The sequence below is a fragment of the Serratia liquefaciens genome (assembly GCF_027594825.1).
Lineage (GTDB): Bacteria > Pseudomonadota > Gammaproteobacteria > Enterobacterales > Enterobacteriaceae > Serratia > Serratia liquefaciens_A.
In genome coordinates this window covers 491,520-516,287 of record NZ_CP088930.1, presented here as the reverse complement: position 1 = coordinate 516,287, position 24,768 = coordinate 491,520, and the positions used below count along the sequence as shown (strand labels likewise).

Sequence of the window (24,768 nt, the reverse complement as noted above, 5' to 3'; positions counted from 1 at the left end):
GATGGTCGCCGGCATGTTAGTGCCGCTGGCAGTACAGGCAGCAGATGTCCCGTTCAGTATTCCGCAAAATACACCGCCGGCGATAGACGCCGCCTCTTACGTATTGATGGATTACACCACCGGTCAGGTGCTGGCACAGGAGAACGCAGATCAGCGACGCAATCCGGCCAGCCTGACCAAACTGATGACCGGATTGGTGATTGATCACGCGCTCGATCAACACAAGATTGGCCTGGATGACGTAGTGACAGTCGGCAAGGACGCCTGGGCGCAGGGCAACCCGGTGTTTAAGGGATCATCATTGATGTTCTTGAAACCAGGTGACAGGGTCACTGTTCGCGATCTCAGCCGCGGTATCATCATTGATTCCGGCAACGATGCCTGTGTGGCAATGGCGGACTACATGGCGGGCAGCCAGGCTGCATTCGTCAAACTGATGAATGAAAAGAGCGCCCAGCTTGGCCTGCAGAATACCCATTTTGAAACCGTGCATGGGTTGGATGCGCCGGGGCAATTCACTACGGCAGGCGATTTGGCGGTGATTTCACGCGCTATCATCATGAGCGAACCGGCGGAGTATCACATGTACAGCGAAAAATCGCTGACCTGGAACGGTATCACCCAGCAAAACCGCAATGGGTTGCTGTGGGATAAGAACCTGCACGTCGACGGGTTGAAAACCGGCCATACCGCCTCGGCCGGTTTTAACATTATTGCTTCTGCCACCGAAGGGGACCGACGGCTGATTGCGGTGGTGATGGGCGGTAAAAGTTCGAAAGGGCGTGAAGAGCAGGCGCGCAAATTGCTGACCTGGGGTCTGCGTGATTTCGCTACCGTCCATCTGTTCAGCGCCGGGCAAAATCTGGGGCAGGAAAAAGTGTGGTATGGCGACCGTCATGAGGTCGCGGTGGGCAGTGCAAAAGAGGAATATCTCAGCCTGCCGAAAAGCGAAGCCGACAAACTGAAGGCGCAATATGTGGTCAGCGCTTCGCGCCTTGACGCCCCGTTGACCCAAGGGCAGACGATTGGCGAAATCCGTATCAGCGATAACGGCAAGCTGCTCAAAACCTTGCCGCTGGTGGCATTGCAACCGGTTCAGCAAGGTGGCGTGTTTTCGCGGTTAATGGACTTTATAAAACTGAAGATTTGATCCCTCAGGGCGTGGCCTGCTGCGCCCGAAATCCCACAGCGATGGTATACTCAGGTCAGTCATGACTTATTGAGCCGTTTTATGGATATTAAGCAACTGATCTACCTGTGTAATCTCGAGCGCGAGCGCCACTTCGGCCGTGCGGCAGAGGCCAGCTTTGTCAGTCAGCCAACATTGTCTATGCGGCTGAAAAATTTGGAAAAAGAGCTGGGCGTTTCCTTAATCAACCGCGGCAACAACTTCGAAGGTTTTACTGCCGAAGGTGAGCGGGTGCTGTCGTGGGCGCGTGAGATCGTGTCGGTTTATCAGGGGCTGAAGCTGGAGGTCGAGTCGCTTAAACACGGGCTTAACGGCACGTTACGCATCGGCGCGGTACCGCAATGCAGCATTTCGCTGGCGCAAATGCTAAAGGACGTCAGTGAACGTTACCCGCAGTTGGATTACCGGGTGGCGGTACTGAGCGCCGATCAGTTGCTGGAGGCGTTGACGGCACATACCGTAGATATCGGCATCGGCTTCTTTGAGCTTTCCACGCTGCAAGAGCTGCATTTTCAGTCTCAGCCCTTGGCGGACGCCGGAGTCGAGCTAGTTTTCCACCCGAAGCATTTTCCTGAGTTGGTGGGAGATACCCCTCTGACGCTGGAGGATGTGGCCGCGCTGCCGTTGTGCCTGGCTGAGCCGACGCGTTACTTCCGCCGCTATCTCGATCAAAACTTCCGTGAAGCCGGACTGGCGCTGCACGTTCGAATGGAAACCACCTCAATATTCCAACTGTTGCAGGGCATTTTCGTCGGCCTGGGCTGTGGGCTTTTCCCGCATGGCAACCTGTTACCGGCAATGATGCCGGAGCTGCAACACCGACCGATAGCGATAGCGGCGATGTCACGTCATGCTGCGGTCGTGGTCGCCGAGCCGGGACGCGCATCGCCGTTGGCGCAGCATTTCTTTGATGCCGCGCGAGGTTGGTTGCTGCGCTAGCGGTTACGCCAGGTTTTCACTGAGAAGTTGCGTGTCGCCGAGCGTTTGACGCAGGCGGTTCTCCCAGGCATACAGCGCGCCGGTAAGGATCACATCCAGCGCCTGCGCCTGATTCAACCCACTGTTAAACAGCGGCTGCACGCTACGCGGCGTGAACTTTTCAGGCGTGCGGGTCAGGTCGGTTGCTACGCGGATCACAGCCTGGTAAACCGGATCAGTGGTCTTCTCCAGCGCCTGTTCAATGTTATTGAACAGGGCGCCGACCAGTTCTTCCTGTTGAATATCCTGTGCGACGGTCGCGGCGCAGTAGCGGCTGCCGTTAATGCGGGAAACTGCCAGCGTCGCCAGCGCTTTCAGCCGCGCCGACAGGCCATAACCATCGGCGTTGATGCTGTTGAACACGCCGTTGCGTTCACGCAGCGCCGGTGCATCGTGGGCCAGCAACAGATAATAGGATTCGCTGCGAGCGTCGGGATGGCTTTGATCCAGCACGTCGAGCTGTTCGGCATGGGCCTCTTCCAGCTCCACCCAGGGAAGCCGCGCTTGCCACGCCAGTTCCTGCTCGGTGAACGCAATGCCTTCGGCGTCGGCTATGTTCGGGAAACCGGGCACCACTCCCGTTGGCCGCCCGGCCAGGGCCGCCACACCGGCGACCACGCGTGCCTGGTAGCTAACAAAACCGATAATCTGCGAGAAGGTCACGATATCCGCCGGGCTCAACCCGACGTCGCTGAGCTGCTGCAACGCTTTACTGCAAATCAACGTCGGTTGACTGGCGAGCTGGCGGGCATACTGGGTGATTTGAGCGAGGCGGATATTACTTTCACGTGAGGCGTCGGGGCTGTACAGGGGGGCGAGGCGAGCGGCGTAGTGGCTACAAAGCGACTGAACACCGGTCACCTGTGCCACGGTTAACGCAGTGCTGAGGCGGTCATAAGGTGACAATGTCACTAATCGTGACAGTTCGACCCGATCCGGAAACAGCACGTGATAGCTGGCCAGGGAGGCGTTAAACACCCCGGCGCGTGCAGTCAGCGCGGTGTTCAGCGCTTCGTCGGCAAAAGCGCCCAGCCCCAGCAAAAATCGATCGCGGATGCCGGCCGCCTGCGGCTCCAACGGCTGATCGCCGCGCACGCTGCTTTGGGTTTCGTGATACCACTGGGCATTATGTTGTCGACGTAGTAGTTCCATAGGGGATGATCCTTAATCATGAGCAACAGCCACCGGTGCAACAGGCAGCGGCGGCAAGGCAAAATGGCAACATGCCCGCGGAGGGGCACGGAATGACAGGATCAACCTTGGCCATCACAACACAGCGCGTGACCATAAACAGAGAAACCTGCGGCTAAAGCGAGTAGAAACTGCGAGAGTCGGCGATGGCGAGGGCTGTTCATCAGTGCGATATCCTGTCGTTTAATAAGCTCAACGTAGGGGATATCCTCACCGATTCGATTGGCGAGATAAAATAATGTTAAGGACTAATCAATAACTGAATGGAATAAAATATAATGATATATAGCAAGATTGTAATTTGTATTTGCGGTTTTTGGCTAAGCGCTCACTAAACCAGGGCGATAAAAAACCCGCTTTAAAGCGGGTTAGTTTGATGATTTGACGATCAGAACCTGCCGCCGTCGCGTCGCCAGGCGTCTGCGGTAAGTGCTTCGCCAAAGTGGCTGGCAATCAGGCGTTTGGTCAGCTCATGCAGCGGTGAAGCCAAGACTTCAGCCGTACTGCCACGTTCGACGATTTCCCCTTCGTGCATCACCATCACCTGATCGCTGATGTGTTTCATCATACCCAGGTGCTGAGTCACATAAATATAGGAAATGCCGTGTTTCTCCTGCAGTTCCAGCATCAGGTTGATGATTTGCGAACGCATCGACATGTCCAGCGAGGCCAACGCCTCATCGGCTACGATCACTTTGGGCTGCAAGATTAATGCCCGAGCTAAAGCCACCCGCTGTTTCTGGCCGGACGCCAGCATGTGCGGGTAATAATTGGCGTGATCCGGCAGCATCCCCACCTGACGCAGGGTTCGGTTGATTTGTTGTTCACGTTCAGGGGCGGCCATTTCGGTATTGAGCCGCAGCGGGGCGTCCAACAGCTGGCCGATACGTTGACGAGGATTGAGCGAGGTGCTCGGATCCTGAAATATCATGCGGATGCGCTGGCTGCGGTAGCGATAATCGCCATAGTTAAGCCGATGGTCGTCAATCAGCAGTTCTCCGGCCGAGGGCTCGACCATGCCGGACAGCATCTTGGCCAGGGTGGACTTGCCAGAGCCGTTTTCACCGATGATCGCCAGCGTTTGCCGTTCACGCAGGGTAAAGCTGACCGATTTGACCGCTTCCACATGCTGGCGGCGAAACAGCCCGGTGCGGTAACGGTAGGTTTTGCTCAGGTTGCGCACTTCCAACAGCGTTTCCATGTTATTGCTCCTCCATGTTCAGCGGGAAGTGGCAGGCGAACAGGTGGTTTTTCACCGGACGCAGGCGAGGTGTCTCAATGCATTTCTTCTGCGCATAGGGGCAGCGCGGCCCCAAGCGGCAGCCTATCGGCAAATGCTCCAGCGACGGAATGGCTCCCGGCAGGGTATTGAGACGGCTTTTATGCGGCAATGCGCGACCAAAGTCCGGCATCGCGCGGATCAGCGCCTGAGTATAAGGATGGTGCGGGGCGGCCAGCAGGTCTTCGCACTGGGCGCTTTCTACCGTTTGCCCGCAGTACAACACATTGACCCGATCGGCCCATTTGCTCATCATTTGCAGATCGTGGCTGATCAGCAAAATGGTGGTGTTGTTATTTTGGTTCAAACGCGCCAGCAGACGGAAAATCTGCGCCTGAGTGGTCGGTTCCATGGCGTTGGTCGGCTCATCGGCGATCAGCAGGCGCGGCTGATTGGCCAGGGCGATGGCGATCATCACTTTCTGACACTCACCGTCGGTCAGCTCATAAGGAAAGCTGCCCATGATGTCTTTGTGGTCCTTGATACCTACGCGGTGCAGCAGCTCTATGGCACGGCGTTTGCGCCAGTTAAAGCGCTGCCACCAGCGGCCTTTGTAGGTCCAGCCCGGGATGGCCTGCACCAGCTGACGGCCGATGCTTTCGGAAGGATCCAGACAGGATTGTGGCTCCTGGAAAATCATCGACACGTTATGCCCGACCAGCTTGCGCCGTTCACGCGGTGTTAGCTGCAACAGGTCGATATCATCGAAACGGAAACGGTCGGCGGTGACGCGCCAGTTGTCTTTGGTGACGCCACAGATCGCTTTGGCGATCAGGCTCTTACCGGAGCCGGACTCGCCCACCAGGCCGCGGACTTCTCCCTCGCTCAGCGTCATGCTGACGCGATCGACCGCTTTTACCGGGCCTTCGGCGGTCATAAATTCAATCGTCAGGTTGCGGATATCAAGTAATGGCATTATTCCACCCCCGTATTGATTGCGCGGCGCATACCGTCTCCCAACAGGTTAACCAGCAACACGCTGACCAGGATTGCCGCGCCGGGCAGCATCACCGTCCAGGGGGCGACGTACACCAGCTCCAGTGAATCGCCGAGCATGGCGCCCCATTCAGGGGACGGCAACTGTGCGCCAAGATCGAGGAAGCCGAGGGCGGCAATGTCCAGGATCGCCATCGACAGCGCACGGGTAAACTCGGTCACCAGCACCGCCACAATGTTGGGCATCACGGCGTACCAGAGTATTTGCAAGGTTGAAGCGCCATCGAGGCGCACTGCCACCACATATTCTTTTTCCAACTCGTCATGCACTGCGCTGTAAATAGTACGCACCATGCGAGGCAACAGCGCCAGCCAGACGGCCAGCATGGCGTGCTCGAGTTTTGGCCCAAGGAACGCCACCACCACGATCGCCAGCAGCAGCGAAGGGATGGAGAGCAGGGTGTCGAGAATGTGATTGAGCACCGCCGAGCGCAGGCCGCGGGTTACCCCGGCAAACACCCCGAGGATCACCCCGACCAGGGCGGCGGCAACCGTCACCAGCAGTGCGGAGCCGAAGGTGGCGGCGGTGCCGGTCAGCAGGCGGCTGAGAATGTCGCGGCCGAGATCGTCGGTGCCGAGGAAGAAGGAAACGTTGCCGTAACGTGACCAGGAAGGCGGCAACAGTTGATAACCCAGGAACTGTTGATCAAGCGCATAAGGGGCCAACAGGCTGCCGAACACGGAAAGCAGCAGCAGCGCTATCACGCCGTAGAAGCCGATCATCGCCAGCGCATCGCCGTAAAAAATCCGCCAGGTATAAAGCAGCGGGCTCGGCATTTTCTTTTCGCGGTATACGTTATCTAAGGGCATACCATTCCTTATGTTTCAGTGGGTTGGTAGCAGCACCTAAAATATCGGCCAGGACGTTAATGGTGATCACCAGCGTGCCGACCACCATAACGCCGGCGGAGATCGCCGCATAATCCTGCTGGCGAATGGCATTGATCATCCAACGCCCCAGGCCCGGCCAACTGAACACCACTTCGGTGATCATCGCCAGCGTCAGCATGGTGGAAAACTGCAACCCCAGCTTGGGCACGATAGGCGGCAGCGCATTGTGCAGTACGTGGCGGCGGATAATGGTGAAACGGGACAAGCCGCGGGTTGCGGCGGCTTTGATGTAGTTCTGATTAAGCACGTCGTCGGTGCTGATACGCATCAAACGTACCACCTCGGTGGTGGGCGCTACCGCCAGTGCGGCAATCGGCAAAATCATATGGCGCAGCGCGCTGCCGATCATTTCCGTGCGGTAGGGCGAATCGGACAGCCAGGCGTCAATCAGGGCGAAGCCGGTAATGGGCTTGACCTGATACAACAAATCGAAACGTCCGGAGACCGGCAGCCAGCCAAGGTGCAGCGAGAAAAACAGCATCAGCAGCAGCGCCAGCCAGAAAACCGGCATCGAAAAACCCAACAGCGCAAAGGTACTGATGGCGGTGTCCTGCCATTTGCCACGCATCACGCCGGCGATAATGCCCAGAGGAATGCCGATAAACAGCGCCAGGGTGAAGGCGAGCAGGCACAGCTCCATGGTTGCAGGAAACACTTCGCGCAGCTGTTCGCTGATCGCCTGACCGTTAATGCTGGAGACGCCAAAGTCCCAGTGCAGCAGGCTGACAAAGTAAAATTGATAGGCATCCAGCAGGGCGGCGCCGTTCAGCGGTGCCCGCGGGGTAAAATAGCTGAGGCTAAAGCTGACCAGCGTCAGGAAGAACAAGGTGATCAGCAGCAGCAAGAAACGACGTAAGGTAAAGATAATCACTTTTTCGGCCCCTCCGCGGATTCACGGTACACCCCGGCAAAGGACGCATTGCCGAACGGGCTCAGTACCAGTCCTTTAATGTCGTAACGGTAGGCCTGCAGGCGCAATGAAGACGCCAGCGGCAACACCGGCAGCTGCTGCTCGAGAATTTTCTGCGCCTTCTGATAGTTTTCGATGCGCTGCGCCAGCTGCTGTGACAGCAGGGCATTTTGCAGCACTTCGTCAAACGCCGGGTCACACCAGTGAGCATAGTTGGTTTGCGAGCGGATTGCCGCGCAGCTCAGCAGCGGCCGGAAGAAGCTGTCCGGGTCGTTACTGTCGGTGGCCCAGCCGGTGAGGGTCAGATCGTGGTTCATCTCCATCAGCCGTGCCTCCTGGAAACGGCCTTCAACCGGCACTATGGTGACGGTAATGCCCACCTGGGCCAGGTCGGCCTGGATCAGCTCGGCAGTTTTCAACGGGCTGGGGTTGTAGGATTGCGAGGCGGTCGGTACCCACAGGCGCAGGTTCAGCGACTCTATACCCGCCTGCTTGAGCATTTCGCGCGATTTGGCCGGGTTGAATTCGGTAACGTGCGCTTCGTTATCGTAGGCCCACGAGGCGCGTGGCAAGATGGAGGCGGCGGTTTCCGCGGTGCCATAGTAAATCGACTGCATCAGACGCTGGTTGTTGATCGCCAGCGAAATCGCCTGACGAACGTTTAAATCGTTAAGCGGCGGCTTACGGGTGTTAAAGGCCAGATAGGCAATATTCATCCCCGGTCGCAGCGTCAGGCGCAGACGCGGGTCATCGCGCAGAATCGAAAGCTGACTGGCGGCAGGATAGGCCAGCACGTCGCACTCGCCGGTCAGCAGTTTCGATAGCCGTCCGGTACCGCCGGCGCCTAGATCGATCACCACTTGCGGCATGCGCGGTTTACCTTTCCAGTAAACATCGTTGCGCGCCAGGCGGATATATTGTCCTGAGCGGTATTCATTGAGCATGAAGGGCCCGGTGCCGACCGGTTCGCGGTCTATCATCTCCTGACGGCCTTCTCGCGTCAGGTCATCCGCGTATTCCGCCGAAAGCACTGGCGCATAGTGGGTCGCGATATGCCACAAGAAGGAGGCATCCGGCGCCTGCAGGCGGATCTCCACCGTGTACTCATCCAGCTTCTTCACGCTTTGTACCGAGTCGCCAAATTGCAAACTGTCGAAATACGGGTACTCGCCGCCGTTGACGTCATGGTAAGGGTGCTTCTGGTTAAACACGCGCTCGAAGCTGAAGACCACGTCGTCGGCGTTCAGCATACGGGTCGGTTTGAACCAGTCGGTGGTCTGGAACGGCACGTCTTTGCGCAGGTGAAAACGGTAAGTCGCGCCGTTATCCAGTACTTCCCAGCTTTGCGCCAATTCGGGAATCAGCCGGTAGGTGTAGGGATCGACGTCCAGCAAACGGTCATAAAGCTGTGCGGCCAGGGTATCGACCGTCAGGCCGCTGCTGGCCATCTGCGGGTTGAAGGTGTTCAGTATGCCGCTGACGCAATAGACAAAGCCGCTTTGGCGGATGTCCGGCAACGGCGATGCCGCAGTGGGCGCAGGGGGTGTGGAGGCCAGAGCGCTGCCGGCCAGGCAGCTCAATGACAATATCCAAAGGGGTAAACCACGCATAGAGGCTTCATGGGTTAATAAGCAATAGCCTTAGTGTATCGCACTCTGGCGAACAGCCCAATCCATTGAGCAAAATGGCTGAGTTTTCTGCTACTTGATTGAACAATTCGGCGACGCAGGCAAAAAAGTTACAATTGATATGTTATAACATAACAAAATCATGATACCGTTCCCTGGCAATGTACTGATAATAGCAAGGGGATGTATGAACAAGGTTGCACTTCCACCACGCCAGTCGCTGCCGGACGCGCAGGCCTGGCAGGGCGCAATGAGTGATGTCGGGCTCGATTGGGTCGGGATGCAAGGGATAGCGCTGCCGCTGGAGTTGGCTGGAAAGCCGTTGATGGCAAAGGTCAATGCCGGGATCAATTTACGCGCCAGCAGCCAAGGTGCGCGGGGTATACACATGTCGCGGCTGTATCTGGCGCTGGATGAGTTAACCCAGGGCGAACTGACGCCGCAACGCATTGCCGACCAACTGCACGCTTTTTTGGCATCGCAACCGGAGAACAGTGACCGCGCCAGCCTGCACATCAGCGGTGAGCTGTTGTTGTCGCGTCCGGCGCTGCTTTCGCCACACCGGGGATGGAAAGCCTACCCGCTGGAAATTAATGCCTCGCTGAGCAGCGCACTTACCCTGACGCTGACGGTCGGCGTGCCCTATTCGTCCACTTGTCCGAGTTCGGCGGCGCTCAGTCGCCAACTGGCGCAGCAGCAGTTTCAATTTGATTTCGAACATTCGGCGCAAAAGGTCGACCAGCAGCAGGTCATCGACTGGCTGGGTGAGCACGGTATGCCGGCGACGCCGCACAGTCAGCGTAGCTGGGCCTGGGTGACGGTAACGCTCAATGAGCGCGAAACGGCATTGCCGGTGGTCAACCTGATAGATCGCATCGAACACGCGCTGGGCACGCCGTTGCAGACGTTGGTGAAACGCAGTGACGAGCAGGCGTTTGCCCTGGCTAACGGCCAGAACCTGATGTTCTGCGAGGATGCCGCTCGCCGTCTGTACCAAATGCTGCGCAGCCAGTGCAGCCACCGCGCCTTTTCGCTGCGGGTCGAACATCATGAAAGCCTGCATGCCCACAATGCCGTGGCGGAGTTGAGCTGGCGGGAGGATCAGGATGCTGCGTAAAAACCCCAGTGGACACCTGCCGCAGGTCTCACCGAAGGCCTATATCGATCCTACCGCGATAATCTGCGGCCGGGTGATTATCGAGGACTTTGTCTACGTTGGGCCGTACGCGGTGATCCGTGCGGACGAACTCAATGCGGCCGGAGACATGGAACCGATCGTGATCGGCTCTCATTCCAATATTCAGGACGGCGTGGTGATCCACTCGAAAAGCGGCGCGGCGGTCACCATCGGCCGCTTCAGTTCCATCGCCCATCGCGCCATTGTCCATGGCCCGTGCCGCATCGAAGACCGGGTGTTTATCGGTTTCAACAGCGTGTTGTTCAACTGTCACATCGGTTCTGGCTGCGTGGTGCGCTACAACGCGGTGGTGGATGGCGTGACGTTGCCGCAGAACCTGTATATCCCGTCAACCGAGCGCGTCGGCGCCGACAGCGATCTGTCGCTTTACCGGCAGGTAGATCGCGGCGCATTGCAATTTTCTGAAGAAGTGGCCGCCACCAACGTTGAACTGGTGCGCGGTTACCAGGCATTACGCAATGAGTTTTGAGTGAGGAATCCCATGAATCCATTACCCGTAACCGTGCTTTCCGGCTTTCTCGGCGCCGGTAAAACAACGGTGTTAAACCATATTCTGAACAACCGCCAGGGCATGCGCGTGGCGGTTATTGTCAACGACATGAGCGAAGTCAACATTGACGCCGCCTTGGTCGAGAACGAAGTCCAGCTCGATCGCCAACAGGAAAAGCTGGTGGAAATGAGCAATGGCTGCATTTGCTGCACGCTGCGCGAAGACCTGCTGATTTCGGTACGAGAATTGGCTCAGGCAGGGCGCTTCGATTACCTGCTGATCGAATCCAGCGGCATTTCCGAACCTTTACCGGTAGCGGAAACCTTTACCTTTGAGGATGAACAGGGAGAAAGCCTGTCGCAGTTTGCGCGCCTGGATACCTTGGTCACCGTGGTAGACGGGGTTAATTTTATCCAGCAGTACCAGCAGGCACAGACGCTGCAGGAGGCCGGTCAGAGCCTGGGCGAGGACGATCTGCGCAGCGTAGCGGACCTGTTGATCGAACAGATTGAGTTCTGCGACGTGATGCTGGTGAGCAAAACCGACCTGCTGACGCCAGAACAGCAGGGCGAAGTGATGGCGCTGCTGGCCAGTTTAAACCCGGATGCCCGTATTTTGCCCATATCGCCAGGTAAATTGCCGCTGGAAGCGGTATTGAACACCCAAAGCTTCAGCTTCGACAAGGCGCAACAGGCACCGGGCTGGTTGAAGGAGCTGCGGGGCGAGCACTTGCCAGAAACGGAAAACTACGGGATCGGCAGCTTTGTTTATCAGGCCCGCCGTCCTTTTGCGCCGGACAAATTTTACCGGGTGATCAACGGTGACTGGGGCGGTGGCAAGCTCCTACGTTCCAAAGGGTTTTTCTGGCTGGCGACGCGTCCCCGTCAGGCCGGGCAGTGGAGCCAGGCGGGAGGGATTGCCCATTATGGACTGGCAGGTACCTTCTGGCGTGCCATAGCGCAAGACAGGTGGCCGGAAGACGAAGAGACGAGGGCGCATATTATGGAAAAATGGGTGGAGCCTTTCGGTGACATGCGTCAGGAGTTGGTGTTCATCGGCCAGCATCTGCAGCAGGCCAAAATAACGCGTTTGCTGGACGCCTGCCTGCTAAACGATGAGGAAATGGCCGCCGGGGTAGATTATTGGCACGAGATGGCCGATCCCTTCCCTGAGTGGTAATTGCACAATGACAGTGTGGTAATGAGAAAAATTCTCAACAAAGTGCTTTACAGATGATACTGATAACTATTATCATCGCTTGGCAGTTCACGGAAGGCCACTCCCTGTGGTTCTGCTGTGAAAGGCACGACATTGCTCACATTGCTTCCAGTGTTTTTTAAGCCAGCTCGGGTGCTGGCTTTTTTTTTGCCCGCTATTCGTCGTCCGCCTCGCCATTTTGCATTAACGCATGTTTTTTCAGCATGCCGCGAAGCTGGTGATAGGTCAGGCCGAGCAACTCCGCCGCTTTACGTTGGTTAAATCTTCCCTGTTGCAGTGCCGCCTCGATCAGAGACTTTTCCTGCGCCAATTGCCAGGCTTTTAAATCCAGCGGCAGCAGCGGCAGGCCATCATGCGCTTCAACCTCTACAGGCAATGACGCACTTTCCCGCTGGGCGAACGGGTTGATGACGATATTATCCAGCGCCTCGGCGCTGGTACCGTGGCGGTAAACCGAACGCTCCACCACGTTTTTCAATTCGCGCACGTTGCCTGGCCAGTGATAGCCGAGCAGGGTATCTCTGGCACGCTCGGTAAAGCCGGGGAACAGCGGCAACGACAGTTCACGACACATTTGGATCGCAAAGTGTTCTGCCAGCAACATGATGTCTTGCTGGCGCCGGCGCAGCGGCGGCAACTGCACGACGTCGAACGCCAGGCGGTCCAGCAGGTCGGCGCGGAATTTTCCTGCCGCCGCCAGCGCGGGCAAATCGTCGTTGGTGGCACACACCAATCGCACATCGACCTGCAGCGGTTGGCTGCCGCCGACACGCTCCAGATGACCGTATTCAATCACCCGCAGCAGTTTTTCCTGTACCAGCATCGGCGCGGTCGCCAGTTCATCGAGAAACAAGGTGCCGCCGTCGGCGCGTTCAAAGCGGCCCAGGTGGCGCTTCTGCGCACCGGTAAAAGCCCCGGCTTCATGGCCGAACAGTTCCGAATCCAGCAGGTTCTCATTCAGGGCCGCGCAGTTAAGCGAGATAAAAGGCCCTTGCCAACGGTTGGAGAGGTAATGTAAACGGTGGGCGATCAACTCCTTACCGGTTCCACGCTCACCGATCACCAACACCGGCTTGTTCAATTTTGCCAGTTGCGAGACTTGCTCCAAGACTTCGACAAAGGCGTTTGCTTCGCCCAGCAGATTTTCTAACTGTTCGCTCATGATGAAATTCGCCAATGTTTGGTGAAAATAATCACTCTACAGGATGCGCTCAGAGAGTCAAAAATAAATAATCCTTATGATTCAATGAAATAAAAGTTGGCACGGGTTTTGATTAAGTCTTTGGGCAATCTGTATGATTTACCGCGGCGCTTCAGACGCCATCAGAACCAAGAGGAAGTGAATTATGGGTATTTTTTCTCGTTTTGCCGACATCGTGAACGCCAACATCAATACTCTGCTGGATAAGGCAGAAGATCCGCAAAAACTGGTGCGGTTGATGATCCAAGAGATGGAAGACACGCTGGTCGAAGTCCGCTCTACCTCGGCGCGTGCGCTGGCGGAGAAAAAGCAGCTGTTGCGCCGTATCGAGCAGGGTGAAAACCAACTGAGCGACTGGCAGGACAAAGCCGAACTGGCGCTGCGTAAAGATAAAGAAGATCTGGCCCGTGCGGCGCTGATCGAAAAACAGAAAGTGGCCGACCTGATCTCTACGCTGACTCATGAAGTCTCGACCGTAGAAGAAACCCTGGCCCGCATGAAAAGCGAAATCGGTGAGCTGGAAAACAAACTGACCGAAACCCGTGCACGTCAGCAGGCGCTGACGCTGCGTCATCAGGCGGCGTCGTCTTCCCGCGAAGTGCGTCGTCAGCTCGACAGCGGCAAACTGGATGAGGCAATGGCGCGTTTCGAGCAGTTCGAACGTCGCATCGACCATATGGAAGCCGAAGCGGAAAGCGTCAGCATCGGTAAAAAGAAGTCTCTGGATCAAGAATTTGCCGAGTTGAAAGCCGACGACGCCATCAGCGAGCAGTTGGCGGCGCTGAAAGCGAAAATGAATCGTTCCGAGTAAGGCAATAGCGGCCACGGTAAGGTGGCCGCCCACCAACGACGCATTAAGATTAAGAAGGAAAAGAAATGAGTGCTCTATTACTTGCCATTCCGTTGACAATCTTTGTGTTGTTTGTCGCACCGATTTGGCTTTGGCTGCATTACAGCAATCGGCAACAAAGCGGCATTCAACTGAGCCATCAGGAAATGCAGCGTCTGGCACAGCTGGCCGAAGATGCCAAGCGTATGCGTGAACGCATTCAGGCGCTGGAAGAGATCCTCGATGCAGAACACCCGAACTGGAGACAGTCTTGATGAACAACACTCTGGGCAGTAAAAAGCTTTATCGCGTACCTGAAGAAGGGATGGTGAAGGGCGTCTGCGCCGGTCTGGCCCATTATTTCGACGTGCCGGTACGCCTGATCCGGGTGATCGTGGTGTTATCGATGTTCTTCGGGCTGTTTTTCTTCACCCTGATTGCTTATTTCGCGCTGGTGTTCGTGTTGGATGAAGCGCCGGCCAGCCGTTTTGACGGCGAACAGCAAAAAACACCGCGTCAGTTGCTCGACCAACTTGAATATCAACTGGGCAGCGGCGAACAACAGCTGCGACAGGTTGAGCGTTACGTCACGTCGGACACTTTCGGCGTACAGAGCCGTTTCCGCAAGCTGTAACCCGCCCCGCATGCTATGGCCTGCGCCGTGCGCAGGTCAGGCATTGTACCCGTCATCATCCTTTATTGACCCGAACCGTGCCGGAGGGCATTGATAATGAACAAAACCTATGCCGCAAGCGCCGCTAAATCCGGTGGATTTAAACGAGGAGCAGGTGCAATGTTGAAGACAGTGTCTAAAGTCATCATCATAGTGTTACTGAATTACGGCCCGGCAGGGGCGGCCAGCTGGCTGCTGCGGACCGTGGGTCGCAAACCGATTCGCTTTGTCCTGGCGCTGGTGCTGGAACCTTTGTTCCGCAAAGGCCTGAACAAGGTATTTGGGCGTTATGCCAAGGAGAACAATGAAACGACTGCAAAATGAGTTAACGTCGCTGGTCAACCGCGGTATGGATCGCCATCTGCGCCTGGCGGTGACCGGCCTGAGCCGTAGCGGCAAAACCGCCTTTATCACCGCTTTCGTCAACCAATTGCTGCATGTTCACAGCGGCGCGCGGATGCCGCTGTTCTCACCGGTGCGTGAAGAGCGTCTGCTGGGCGTGAAGCGCATTCCGCAGCGCGATCTGGGCATTCAACGTTTTACCTATGATGAAGGGTTGGCACAGCTGTATGGCACACCGCCGAGCTGGCCGACCCCGACGCGTGGCGTCAGCGAAATTCGCCTGGCGCTGCGTTACCGTTCCAATGATTCGCTGCTGCGCCATTTCAAAGACACCTCGACCCTGTACCTGGAAATCGTCGATTACCCTGGCGAGTGGTTGCTGGATTTGCCGATGCTGGAACAGGACTATCTGGCCTGGTCACGGCAAATGGCCGGCCTGCTGCAGGGCGATCGCGCCGAGTGGGCCAAGCCCTGGCTCGAGCTTTGCAAAAGCTGCGATCCGCTGGCTCCGGCTGATGAAAACAAACTGGCGGCTATCGCTCAGGCCTACACCGACTATCTCCTGCGTTGCAAAAGCGAAGGGCTGCACTTTATTCAGCCTGGCCGCTTTGTCCTGCCGGGAGATATGGCCGGTGCGCCGGCGTTGCAGTTTTTCCCGTGGCCAAATGTGGACGCTCAGGGTGAATCAAAGCTGGCGCAGGCGGATAAGCACAGCAACATCGGTATGCTGCGCGCGCGTTTCAATTATTACTGTCAGTCGATCGTCAAAAACTTTTATAAAGAGCATTTTGTCCGTTTCGATCGTCAGATTGTACTGGTGGATTGCTTGCAGCCGCTCAATAGCGGCCCGCAGGCGTTTAACGATATGCGCCTGGCGCTGACCCAGTTGATGCAGAGTTTCCACTATGGCAAGCGCACGCTGTTTCGCCGCTTGTTTTCGCCGACCATCGACAAGCTGATGTTCGCCGCCACCAAAGCCGACCACATCACTGCCGATCAGCACGCCAATCTGGTGTCGCTGCTGCAGCAGTTGGTGCAGGAAGCGTGGCAGAACGCCGCGTTTGAAGGCATCAGCATGGACTGCGTTGGGCTGGCCTCGGTACAGGCTACCGAGAGCGGTATCGTTGACCATCAGGGGCAGCGCATCCCGGCGTTAAAAGGCAATCGTCTGAACGACGGCGCGCCGCTGACGGTTTTCCCCGGCGAAGTGCCGGCACGCTTGCCTGGGCCGGCGTTTTGGCAAAACCAGGGTTTCCATTTCGATGAATTTCGCCCACGTGCCATGAGCGTGGACAGCCCGTTACCACATATTCGCCTGGACGCGGTGATGGAGTTTTTACTGGGAGATAAATTGCGATGAGCGAGCCGATAAAACCGCGTATCGATTTTGAACAACCGCTGCAACCGCCGCAGGAGCCCGTACTGCGTGCCAACGTGGCTTTTGATGAACAGCAGGCGGAAAGTTTTTTCCCGGCTGCGCCGGAGCTGCAGCAGGAAGACGAAGAGGGGCGCGCCGAAGGCATCATCAATGCGGCCCTGAAACCCAAGCGCAGCCTGTGGCGCAAAATGGTCACTGCCGGGCTGGCGCTGTTTGGCGTCAGCGTGGTGGCGCAGGGCGTACAGTGGCTACACACCGCCTGGGTGCAGCAGGATTGGATTGCTCTGGGTGGTGGCGTAGCGGGCGGCCTGATCGTCTTTGCCGGGGTGGGCTCGGTGGTGACCGAATGGCGGCGATTGTATCGCCTGCGCCAGCGCGCGGAAGAGCGCGATGTGGCTCGGGAATTACTGCATAGCCACGGTTTGGGCAAAGGGCGTGAGTTCTGCGAGAAGTTGGCGCGCCAGGCCGGTCTGGATCAAGGGCATCCGGCGTTGCAGCGCTGGCAGGCCTCGCTGCATGAAACCCAAAACGACCGTGAAGTGGTGGCGCTGTACGCCAAGCTGGTACAGCCGGTGCTGGACAACCAGGCTCGGCGTGAAATCAGCCGTTCGGCGGCGGAATCCACGTTAATGATCGCCGTCAGTCCGCTGGCGCTGGTGGATATGGCTTTTATCGCCTGGCGCAATATTCGCCTTATCAACCGCATCGCGGCGCTGTATGGCATCGAGCTGGGCTACTTTAGTCGTCTGCGGTTATTCCGCCTGGTCCTGTTGAACATTGCTTTTGCCGGTGCGTCCGAACTGGTGCGCGAAGTGGGGATGGACTGGATGTCGCAAGATCTGGCGGCTCGCTTGTCTGCCCGTGCAGCACAGGGGATCGGCGCCGGTTTGCTGACCGCGCGGCTCGGCATCAAGGCGATGGAACTGTGCCGTCCGCTGCCTTGGCTGGAAGGTGAGAAACCCAAGCTGGGTGATTTCCGTAGCCAACTGGTCAGCCAACTAAAAGAAACCATGAAGAAAGGCGACAGCAAAGCCAAATAATCTCCTCACGGCGTCCATTTGGGCGCCGTGCTTCCTTTCTGCCTCTGTCGCGCCACGCAAAAGCCAAGACGTAACCTTCACTTGACGAAAGACGATCCCCCTGCAAATACATTATATTTATCTGCAAATTTATTGGCGGTTGTGATAACTCTCTGCCGATCAGCTAAAATGACGCCGATGGTGTTATTCACTTGCGTTTAAAAACATCAACAACAGCGATAAATCAGAGTTCTGTCAACTTTTGCTGACAGATTGCTTCTACCGTTCGGGGTGAGAGAGTATCATCATTGCCAGTCATCCCCGCACCTGCAGAGATAAGGCCAATACTGATGCGTTTGGAAGTTTTTTGCGAAGACCGAATCGGTCTGACTCGAGAGTTACTCGATCTTTTGGTATTGCGCAGCATAGATTTACGTGGCATCGAAATCGATCCCATCGGCCGCATTTACCTCAATTTTTCCCAGCTGGATTTTGACACCTTCCGTGCCTTGATGGCAGAGATCCGTCGCATTGCCGGCGTGACCGACGTACGCACCGTGAATTTCATGCCGTCCGAGCGCGAGCACCGCGCCCTGCGTGCGTTGCTGGAGTCGATGCCGGAACCGGTCTTCTCGATTGATATGAAGGGCAAGGTCGAGCTGGCTAACCCGGCGGCTCAGGCGTTGTTCGGTTTCAGCGAAGACAAAATCCGCAACCAGACCGCCACTGCGCTGATCGGTGGTTATAACTTCAGCCGCTGGCTGGAAAGCGAGCAGGCGACACCGCAATCTGAGCGGGTGGTGATCCGCAGTCAGGATTTCCTGATGGATATCACCCCGATCTATCTGGAAGACGAAAATCAACAGAAAGACACCGTCGGCGCGGTCGTGATGCTGAAATCCACGGCGCGCATGGGCCGTCAGCTACAGAATCTGTCGGTGAACGACGATACCGAATTTGATCATATCGTCGCTGCCAGCCCGAAAATGCGCCAGGTGCTGGAGCAAGCGCGCAAGCTGGCGATGCTGGATGCGCCACTGTTGATTGTCGGGGATACCGGTACCGGTAAAGACATCCTGGCCCGGGCCTGTCACCTGCGAAGCCCGCGCGGCAAACAGCCGTTCCTGGCGCTAAACTGTGCCGCCTTGCCGGATGACGTCGCGGAAAGCGAGCTGTTCGGCCATGCGCCGGGCGCTTATCCCAATGCACTGGAAGGCAAGAAGGGCTTCTTCGAGCAGGCACACGGCGGTTCGGTGTTGCTCGATGAAATCGGTGAAATGTCACCGCGCATGCAAACCAAACTGTTGCGCTTTATTAACGACGGTACTTTCCGCCGGGTTGGCGAAGAACACGAAGTGCATGTCGATGTGCGTGTGATCTGCGCGACGCAGAAAAACCTGACCGAACTGGTGCAACGCGGTGAGTTCCGTGAGGACTTGTATTATCGCCTTAACGTACTGACCATTACCCTTCCGCCGTTGCGTGAACGTCCGCAGGACATCATGCCGCTGACTGAACTGTTCGTGGCGCGCTTTGCCGATGAGCAGGGCGTGGCGCGGCCGAAATTGTCCAACGATCTGGGCAGCTTCCTCAGCAAATACGGCTGGCCGGGCAACGTGCGGCAGTTGAAGAACGCCATTTATCGCGCGCTGACGCAAACGGAAGGTTTCGAACTTCGTCCGCAAGATATCGTCCTGCCGGAATTTGAAGTTGAAATGTCACTAGGCGATGAAGTGTTGGATGGCTCGCTTGACGACATCAGCAAGCGCTTTGAACGCTCGGTGCTGACGCGGCTGTACCGCACTTACCCAAGCACGCGAAAGCTGGCGAAACGCCTGGGGGTTTCACATACCGCGATCGCCAACAAGCTGCGCGAGTATGGGCTCAGCAGCCGCAAGCCGGCTGGGGAAAGCGAAGAGTAAAAAGAACGGGCGCCTTAGGCGCCCGTTTTTAACCATAACTAACAAAGCCCGTCATTCGCGAGCCTTATGACATTATTTCAATGCAGCCAGCGCCGCGTCATAGTCTGGTTCGTTGGTGATTTCATTGACCAGCTCGCTGTACAACACGTTATCCTGGCCATCCAGCACCACCACCGCACGTGCAGTCAGACCGGCCAGTGGGCCTTCTGCGATTTCAACGCCGTAGGCTTGTTTGAATTCTGCACCGCGCAGAGTGGACAGGGTCACCACGTTGCTCAGGCCTTCCGCGCCACAGAAACGTGACTGTGCGAAAGGCAGGTCAGATGAAATGCACAACACTACGGTGTTATCCAGGCCGCTGGCCAACTGGTTGAATTTACGCACTGAAGTCGCACAAACGCCGGTATCGATGCTTGGGAAAATGTTCAGAACTTTGCGTTGACCCGCGAAGCTGCTCAGCGCCACATCTGACAGGTCTTTGGCAACCAGAGAGAAGGCTTTGGCTTGTTCGCCGGACTGTGGCAGATGGCCTGCAACGCTAACCGGGTTGCCTTGAAAATGTACTGTCTGAGTCATTAGCTTGATTCCTTTTACAGGTGTTTATACAAAGGGCATGAGCCTAATGAAAGCGGCTTTGCGCCGCGTTTAACATTAGGTTCACACCCTGGCATCAGTTTATGTCAACAATTGCGGGTTGGATATATAAAGTTTGCTAAATAGTTGTATATATTAGGTTGTGTCCAGAATTTATTCTTCTGGCCGCCCTCGTTTATGCGCAATTTTCGCCTCAGGAGCCGTTATGAGAAGCATGCGTTTTTACCCAGAAGCCTGGCCGCTGCATACTGCCTTTGTGATAGCTCGCGGTAGCCGGACCGAAGCCAAAGTCGTGGTGGTCGAAATTGAACAGCAAGGCGTGCGTGCCAGCGGCGAATGTACGCCCTATGCGCGTTACGGCGAAAGTGAAGCCTCGGTAATGGCACAGCTGGCAGAGGTGGCAACGGCTGTGGAACAGGGCGTGACGCGGGAGCAACTGCAGCAGTTAATGCCGGCAGGCGCTGCGCGCAATGCAGTGGATTCAGCGCTTTGGGATCTGGAATGTCGCCTGAACGGTCAGAGCCTGTGGCAGCGTAGCGAAGTCGCGGAACCGGAGCGCATTGTGATGGCGCAAACCGTCAGCATCGGCTCGCCGGAGGCGATGGCCTTCGCCGCGCGTGAGCTTGAGCAGCAGGGGGCCCGCCTGTTGAAAATCAAGCTGGATAACCACCTGATCAGTGAACGACTGGTGGCGATCCGTGCGGCAGTGCCGACGGCAACCTTGATCGTCGACGCCAATGAGTCCTGGCAGGCGGAGGGGCTGGCGGCACGTTGTCAACTGTTGGCAGATCTGGACGTGGCAATGCTGGAGCAACCGCTGCCGGCGAAGGACGACAGCGCGCTGGAAAACTTTATCCACCCGTTACCGATTTGCGCCGATGAGAGCTGCCACACGCGTAGCGATCTGCCGCGGTTGGCCGGCCGTTATCAAATGGTCAATATCAAGCTGGACAAGACCGGCGGTCTGACGGAAGGGTTGGCGTTGGCGGCATTGGCGCGGGAACAAGGGTTCGCCATCATGCTCGGCTGTATGCTCTGCACTTCTCGGGCGATCGGCGCGGCGTTACCCTTGGCTCCTGGGGCGCGATTCGTCGATTTGGACGGTCCAACCTGGCTGGCGAAGGACGTTGAGCCGGGTTTGAGTTTCGAGTGTGGGGCGATCAATCTCGCCCCGTAACCGACTCAGTCAGGATAGGTCAGTAATTCCACCATGGCGTCGAGATAGCTTTCGCTGGCGGCATCGGCAGAGATGGGCGGGAATTCCGCGGTAATGCAGGGCAGCGACAAATCGGCACACCAGCTGCCGAACGAGCCTGGGGTCTCGTAACCGACGCTGGTGACCAGCGGCAGGGCAAATTTGTGCGAAAGCCAGACGCCGAGCCGGGAGCTGGCAGGATCTTCGATGCAGGCCAAAGGCTCGTGGAAGGAGACTACCCAGCGCGGTTTCAGCCGATGGATCAGGTGGCACAGCGCCTGGGTTTCCGGCTCGGAACCCGGACGACCACCGGTCGAAAGCTTAACGTCCCGAGCTTCCGCCGCGCTGTTCCAGCGATAAACCGTATCGCCGGAGCGCCAGTTGGCCGCCGGGAAATTGCGGTTCAGATCGACACCGTTGGCATTGGCGCGCAGCCCGAGTTGGCAACCATCCGGGTTGACGGCCAGCACCACATGATGACGCAACTGATTGGGGGCGATGCTGCGCAGCGCACAGGACAGCGTGACAATAGCGGCACCTTCGTCACCGTGCGTACCGGCGATGATCAGCCCGGTATCCGGGCTACTGATGGCCGCAGGGAAATAGAGCAGCGGTGCGCCCAGCAGCGAACTGCCGTAATTCTCTCCTGCAACGGCCAATTGGCCACGTTCACTGCGCGGTCGATGCTGGATCATGATGCGTTCCCTGATTTAAAGGTCGAGAGTGATTATCATTTTATTCAGTGTATTACGCTTTGACCGCACTTTCCCAGAGCTATTGTTCGGCCATTGCCTGATATGTGAACTGTGCGTTAACGCAGGTAACAATAAAACCCCGCCGGTCAATTCGCTGTTGTTATACTATCGGCAAAGCTAACCCAATAACCAAACAGGGGATTTAACATGCCAGTAGCCAGAATTATTGCCAGCTATAGCGAAAATGAAAAAGACACCATCACGCTGCTGTGCGGCGTGGACGAGGAAAACCAAATCCGCCAGGGTGAGTGGTTCGGCGTGGTGAAGAACGACGATGGGCGCGGCGATGAGTCCAACTATCCGTTTACGCTGCACGTCGACTATCAAAAAAACAGCTTCTATCTGGACTATGGCTATGACGATGCCGAGTCGCGCCAGATGCAAAAGACCGATATCCATGCCAAACCGCTGGCGGAGAAAGGCTTCTTCACCATCTTTGATGAAGAAGAGGGCGAGGAGTTCAGCTACCGTATCAACAGCATTCATCTGTACGAATAACCCTCTTCGAGTAAAAAATGCCCGTGCCGACCTCGTCGCACGGGCATTTTTTATTGCCTGGCCCCCAGTTTTTACATCTTGTCCGCCTGGAACTCTAGGTGAGACTAATCTTGTGCTATAAGATAAAAAATTCAGATGGTTAACGGGGATGAATCAGAATGACGAGAAAAAAAATTCAACAGGGTTTTCGTTTGGCGCTGTGTGCAGTGGCGATCGGTGCAGGGTTGAGCAGCGCGATGGCGGCGCAGGTTCCCCCGGGTACCACTCTGGCGGAAAAGCAGGAAATTGTTCGCCATATCAAAGATGAGCCTGCCTCGCTCGATCCCATCAAGGCGGTCGGGTTGCCGGAAGCGCAATTGGCGCGCGATCTGTTTGAAGGCCTGGTTAATCAGGATGCGAACGGCAAAGTGATCCCCGGTGTTGCTACCCGTTGGCAAACCACGGATAACCAAACCTATATTTTCACACTGCGTAAAGACGCACGCTGGTCGAATGGTGACCCTGTCACGGCAAAAGACTTTGTCTATAGCTGGCAACGCCTGGTCGAGCCGAAAAATTTGTCTCCCTTTGCCTGGTTTGCCCAACTAGCGGGGATCGAGAACGCCGATGAGATCATCACCGGCAAATTGCCTGCGGACAAGCTGGGCGTAACGGCGCTGGACGATTACACCTTTAAAGTGCAATTGAACAAACCGGTCCCTTATTTTGTCAGCCTGACGGCCAACTTCAGCCTGTTCCCGGTGAACAAGGCGGTGGTGGAGAAATATGGCAATGACTGGACCAAGGTGGGTAACCTGGTGGGTAATGGCGCGTTTAAACTGCAGGAACGGGTGGTCAACGAGAAGCTGGTATTGACGCCAAACGAACACTATTGGGATCACGCGCATACCGTTTTAACCAAAGTGACCTTTGTACCGATCAACCAGGAGTCTAACGCCACCAAGCGCTATTTGGCCGGCGACATCGACATCACCGAATCCTTTCCTAAAAACATGTACCAAAAACTGCTGAAGGATATTCCGGATCAGGTTTATACCCCCGATCAGCTGGGGACTTATTATTACGCTTTCAACACCCAGCGGGCGCCGACCAGTGATGTACGGGTGCGCAAGGCGCTGTCTTATGCGATCGATCGCAAAATTATCGCCGAAAAAGTGTTGGGTACCGGCGAGAAACCGGCTTACCACTTTACGCCGGACGTCACCGCAGGCTTCAAACCGGAAGTGAGCCTGTTGCAACAGCAGCCGCAGGCCGAACTGGATGCTCAGGCCAAGGCGCTGATCCAGGCCGCCGGCTATGGCCCGAACAACCCGTTGAAGCTGACGCTGTTGTATAACACTTCGGAAAGCCACCAGAAAATTGCCATTGCCGTGGCCTCAATGTGGAAGAAAACGCTCGGGATCGACGTCAAGTTGCAGAACCAAGAGTGGAAGACCTACATCGACAGCCGCAACACCGGTAATTTCGACGTGGTGCGCGCTTCCTGGGTGGGCGATTACAACGAAGCCTCGACCTTCCTGTCGCTATTGAGCTCCACCCACAGCGGCAATATCGCCAAATTCAAGAGCGAAAATTACGATAAGCTGTTGGCGCAGGCCAGCCGTGAAACCAGTGCCGCGGCCTTGACGGCGGATTACAACAAACTGGAGCAGATCATCACGGAACAGGCACCGATCGCGCCGATTTACCAGTATACCAATGGCCGCCTGATCAAGCCTTGGGTAAAAGGTTACCCGATCACCAATCCGGAAGACGTGGCCTACAGCCAGACGATGTATATTATCAAGCATTAATAACTGCAATTAACCAGGCTCCGTTAATTCGGGGCCTGGTTATGAATATTTGTCGAATAATAGAATTAATCTCAATGGCTTTTTTCAGCCAGAGCGATGCCGTCCGTCAAAATAACCGCAACGGTATTTCTATTCGGCAATGAATTGTGGGTAAAACCGGTCGTTATTTATGCTTTATAAGCTGTCCCGCATGGCATCAACCAGAATGCGGCCGCTCATGTCCGTTTGGGTAATGCGATAGCTGGTCGGGTAAGAGCGCCGGGTGCTGAGGTGATCATGTACCGACACCTTACCAACCTGCGCACCGCTGGCATTCTTTACGATAAACTCGCTGATTTCTTCCTGGCCCTGATTTTGAAAATTAACGCTGCGGATTTTCTCCAGCGTATCGCTGTCGTTTAATTTTAAATGGTCGCGTAACATAACTACCTCCTCGTAGTGAGGGAAGTATATGCCTCTCAAATTTGCGCTGGAACAGCTTTCTGTTAATTTTTTATTGTCATTATGAATTAAAATTGATGTGAATATGTTAAGTCATAATAATGGCGCGATAGCCAGCGCTTTATTTCACGATATCCGCATTGTTCAGCCCCATTTTATT

Annotated in this window: 25 protein-coding genes; 15 read left to right on the top strand and 10 right to left on the bottom strand. The window is 56.3% G+C overall.

All coding sequences use genetic code 11. The features are described 5' to 3' along the window. Position 1 precedes the first annotated feature (1 nt). Together dacD and LQ945_RS02245 are read left to right on the top strand one after the other, a co-directional pair. Positions 2 to 1,150, top strand: a complete 1,149-nt coding sequence (gene dacD, locus LQ945_RS02250) for a serine-type D-Ala-D-Ala carboxypeptidase DacD (protein ID WP_420136181.1) — start codon at positions 2 to 4, stop codon at positions 1,148 to 1,150. An 81-nt stretch (positions 1,151 to 1,231) separates the two neighbouring features. Continuing rightward, entirely contained in the window at positions 1,232 to 2,128 is an 897-nt protein-coding gene (locus LQ945_RS02245; RefSeq protein WP_044551574.1) for a LysR family transcriptional regulator, read from the top strand. 3 nt (positions 2,129 to 2,131) lie between these two features. Here the strand turns inward: LQ945_RS02245 and LQ945_RS02240 are convergent, their stop codons facing one another. From LQ945_RS02240 to sapA, 6 genes are all read right to left on the bottom strand, one after another. Beyond that, on the bottom strand, positions 2,132 to 3,319 hold the full coding sequence (locus LQ945_RS02240; RefSeq protein ID WP_044551572.1) for a CMD domain-containing protein: 1,188 nt from the start codon (positions 3,317 to 3,319) through the stop codon (positions 2,132 to 2,134). A 427-nt stretch (positions 3,320 to 3,746) separates the two neighbouring features. Beyond that, a complete protein-coding gene (gene sapF, locus LQ945_RS02235) occupies positions 3,747 to 4,559 on the bottom strand; it encodes a putrescine export ABC transporter ATP-binding protein SapF (protein ID WP_020827108.1) in 813 nt (270 codons plus the stop codon). Between the two features lies 1 nt (position 4,560). Continuing rightward, positions 4,561 to 5,553 carry a putrescine export ABC transporter ATP-binding protein SapD gene (gene sapD, locus LQ945_RS02230; protein WP_020827107.1) on the bottom strand — a complete coding sequence of 331 codons (993 nt, stop codon included), beginning with the start codon at positions 5,551 to 5,553 and terminating at the stop codon, positions 4,561 to 4,563. Next, positions 5,553 to 6,443: a putrescine export ABC transporter permease SapC gene (sapC, locus tag LQ945_RS02225; protein WP_044551569.1), complete on the bottom strand. Its 891-nt coding sequence runs from the start codon at positions 6,441 to 6,443 to the stop codon at positions 5,553 to 5,555. Before sapC ends, sapD begins: the two co-directional genes overlap by 1 nt. Then, positions 6,430 to 7,395, bottom strand: a complete 966-nt coding sequence (gene sapB, locus LQ945_RS02220) for a putrescine export ABC transporter permease SapB (RefSeq protein WP_044551567.1) — start codon at positions 7,393 to 7,395, stop codon at positions 6,430 to 6,432. The genes sapC and sapB overlap by 14 nt, the downstream gene beginning before the upstream one ends. Continuing rightward, positions 7,392 to 9,044, bottom strand: a complete 1,653-nt coding sequence (sapA, locus tag LQ945_RS02215; RefSeq protein ID WP_262239460.1) for an ABC transporter substrate-binding protein SapA — start codon at positions 9,042 to 9,044, stop codon at positions 7,392 to 7,394. Before sapA ends, sapB begins: the two co-directional genes overlap by 4 nt. Positions 9,045 to 9,249: 205 nt before the next feature. On the opposite strand from sapA, the gene folE2 reads away from it, so the two are divergent. Genes folE2 through zigA form a run of 3 tightly spaced genes read left to right on the top strand, consistent with a single transcriptional unit; the run spans position 9,250 to position 11,929 of the window. Then, positions 9,250 to 10,179 (top strand): GTP cyclohydrolase FolE2, encoded by a 930-nt coding sequence (gene folE2 / locus LQ945_RS02210; RefSeq protein WP_270102192.1) that lies wholly within the window; start codon positions 9,250 to 9,252, stop codon positions 10,177 to 10,179. Continuing rightward, positions 10,169 to 10,729, top strand: a complete 561-nt coding sequence (locus tag LQ945_RS02205; protein ID WP_044551561.1) for a carbonate dehydratase — start codon at positions 10,169 to 10,171, stop codon at positions 10,727 to 10,729. Before folE2 ends, LQ945_RS02205 begins: the two co-directional genes overlap by 11 nt. Positions 10,730 to 10,741: 12 nt before the next feature. Further along, positions 10,742 to 11,929 carry a zinc metallochaperone GTPase ZigA gene (zigA, locus tag LQ945_RS02200; protein WP_044551560.1) on the top strand — a complete coding sequence of 396 codons (1,188 nt, stop codon included), beginning with the start codon at positions 10,742 to 10,744 and terminating at the stop codon, positions 11,927 to 11,929. A 193-nt stretch (positions 11,930 to 12,122) separates the two neighbouring features. On the opposite strand, the gene pspF is transcribed toward zigA, so the two are convergent. Further along, entirely contained in the window at positions 12,123 to 13,130 is a 1,008-nt protein-coding gene (pspF, locus tag LQ945_RS02195; protein WP_270102191.1) for a phage shock protein operon transcriptional activator, read from the bottom strand. Positions 13,131 to 13,314: 184 nt separating this feature from the next. Here pspF and pspA point away from each other — a divergent pair, with 184 nt between their 5' ends. The 7 genes from pspA to tyrR all read left to right on the top strand — a co-directional run bounded on the left by pspA (position 13,315) and on the right by tyrR (position 19,332). After that, positions 13,315 to 13,980 (top strand): phage shock protein PspA, encoded by a 666-nt coding sequence (gene pspA / locus LQ945_RS02190; protein ID WP_020827099.1) that lies wholly within the window; start codon positions 13,315 to 13,317, stop codon positions 13,978 to 13,980. 65 nt (positions 13,981 to 14,045) lie between these two features. Beyond that, positions 14,046 to 14,273: an envelope stress response membrane protein PspB gene (gene pspB / locus LQ945_RS02185; RefSeq protein WP_044551554.1), complete on the top strand. Its 228-nt coding sequence runs from the start codon at positions 14,046 to 14,048 to the stop codon at positions 14,271 to 14,273. Then, positions 14,273 to 14,632 (top strand): envelope stress response membrane protein PspC, encoded by a 360-nt coding sequence (gene pspC, locus LQ945_RS02180; protein WP_020827098.1) that lies wholly within the window; start codon positions 14,273 to 14,275, stop codon positions 14,630 to 14,632. The genes pspB and pspC overlap by 1 nt, the downstream gene beginning before the upstream one ends. Positions 14,633 to 14,728: 96 nt before the next feature. Continuing rightward, entirely contained in the window at positions 14,729 to 14,995 is a 267-nt protein-coding gene (pspD, locus tag LQ945_RS02175; RefSeq protein WP_270102190.1) for a phage shock protein PspD, read from the top strand. After that, a complete protein-coding gene (locus LQ945_RS02170) occupies positions 14,976 to 16,373 on the top strand; it encodes a YcjX family protein (protein WP_270102189.1) in 1,398 nt (465 codons plus the stop codon). The genes pspD and LQ945_RS02170 overlap by 20 nt, the downstream gene beginning before the upstream one ends. Continuing rightward, positions 16,370 to 17,431, top strand: coding sequence for a YcjF family protein (locus tag LQ945_RS02165; protein ID WP_270102188.1), 1,062 nt, complete (start codon positions 16,370 to 16,372; stop codon positions 17,429 to 17,431). The genes LQ945_RS02170 and LQ945_RS02165 overlap by 4 nt, the downstream gene beginning before the upstream one ends. A gap of 329 nt (positions 17,432 to 17,760) precedes the next feature. Continuing rightward, positions 17,761 to 19,332 carry a transcriptional regulator TyrR gene (tyrR, locus tag LQ945_RS02160; RefSeq protein WP_044551546.1) on the top strand — a complete coding sequence of 524 codons (1,572 nt, stop codon included), beginning with the start codon at positions 17,761 to 17,763 and terminating at the stop codon, positions 19,330 to 19,332. A 72-nt stretch (positions 19,333 to 19,404) separates the two neighbouring features. On the opposite strand, the gene tpx is transcribed toward tyrR, so the two are convergent. Next, positions 19,405 to 19,908, bottom strand: coding sequence for a thiol peroxidase (tpx, locus tag LQ945_RS02155; protein WP_020827093.1), 504 nt, complete (start codon positions 19,906 to 19,908; stop codon positions 19,405 to 19,407). A gap of 223 nt (positions 19,909 to 20,131) precedes the next feature. On the opposite strand from tpx, the gene ycjG reads away from it, so the two are divergent. Beyond that, positions 20,132 to 21,103, top strand: coding sequence for an L-Ala-D/L-Glu epimerase (gene ycjG, locus LQ945_RS02150; protein ID WP_270102187.1), 972 nt, complete (start codon positions 20,132 to 20,134; stop codon positions 21,101 to 21,103). 5 nt (positions 21,104 to 21,108) lie between these two features. Here the strand turns inward: ycjG and mpaA are convergent, their stop codons facing one another. Beyond that, complete coding sequence (gene mpaA / locus LQ945_RS02145; protein WP_259218634.1) at positions 21,109 to 21,816, bottom strand: murein tripeptide amidase MpaA; 708 nt, start codon at positions 21,814 to 21,816, stop codon at positions 21,109 to 21,111. A gap of 207 nt (positions 21,817 to 22,023) precedes the next feature. Here mpaA and LQ945_RS02140 point away from each other — a divergent pair, with 207 nt between their 5' ends. Further along, positions 22,024 to 22,374 carry a hypothetical protein gene (locus LQ945_RS02140; protein WP_182823037.1) on the top strand — a complete coding sequence of 117 codons (351 nt, stop codon included), beginning with the start codon at positions 22,024 to 22,026 and terminating at the stop codon, positions 22,372 to 22,374. A gap of 158 nt (positions 22,375 to 22,532) precedes the next feature. After that, positions 22,533 to 24,167, top strand: a complete 1,635-nt coding sequence (locus tag LQ945_RS02135; RefSeq protein WP_270102185.1) for a peptide ABC transporter substrate-binding protein — start codon at positions 22,533 to 22,535, stop codon at positions 24,165 to 24,167. A 174-nt stretch (positions 24,168 to 24,341) separates the two neighbouring features. Here the strand turns inward: LQ945_RS02135 and LQ945_RS02130 are convergent, their stop codons facing one another. Further along, positions 24,342 to 24,590, bottom strand: coding sequence for a hypothetical protein (locus LQ945_RS02130; protein ID WP_020827088.1), 249 nt, complete (start codon positions 24,588 to 24,590; stop codon positions 24,342 to 24,344). Positions 24,591 to 24,768 lie beyond the last annotated feature (178 nt).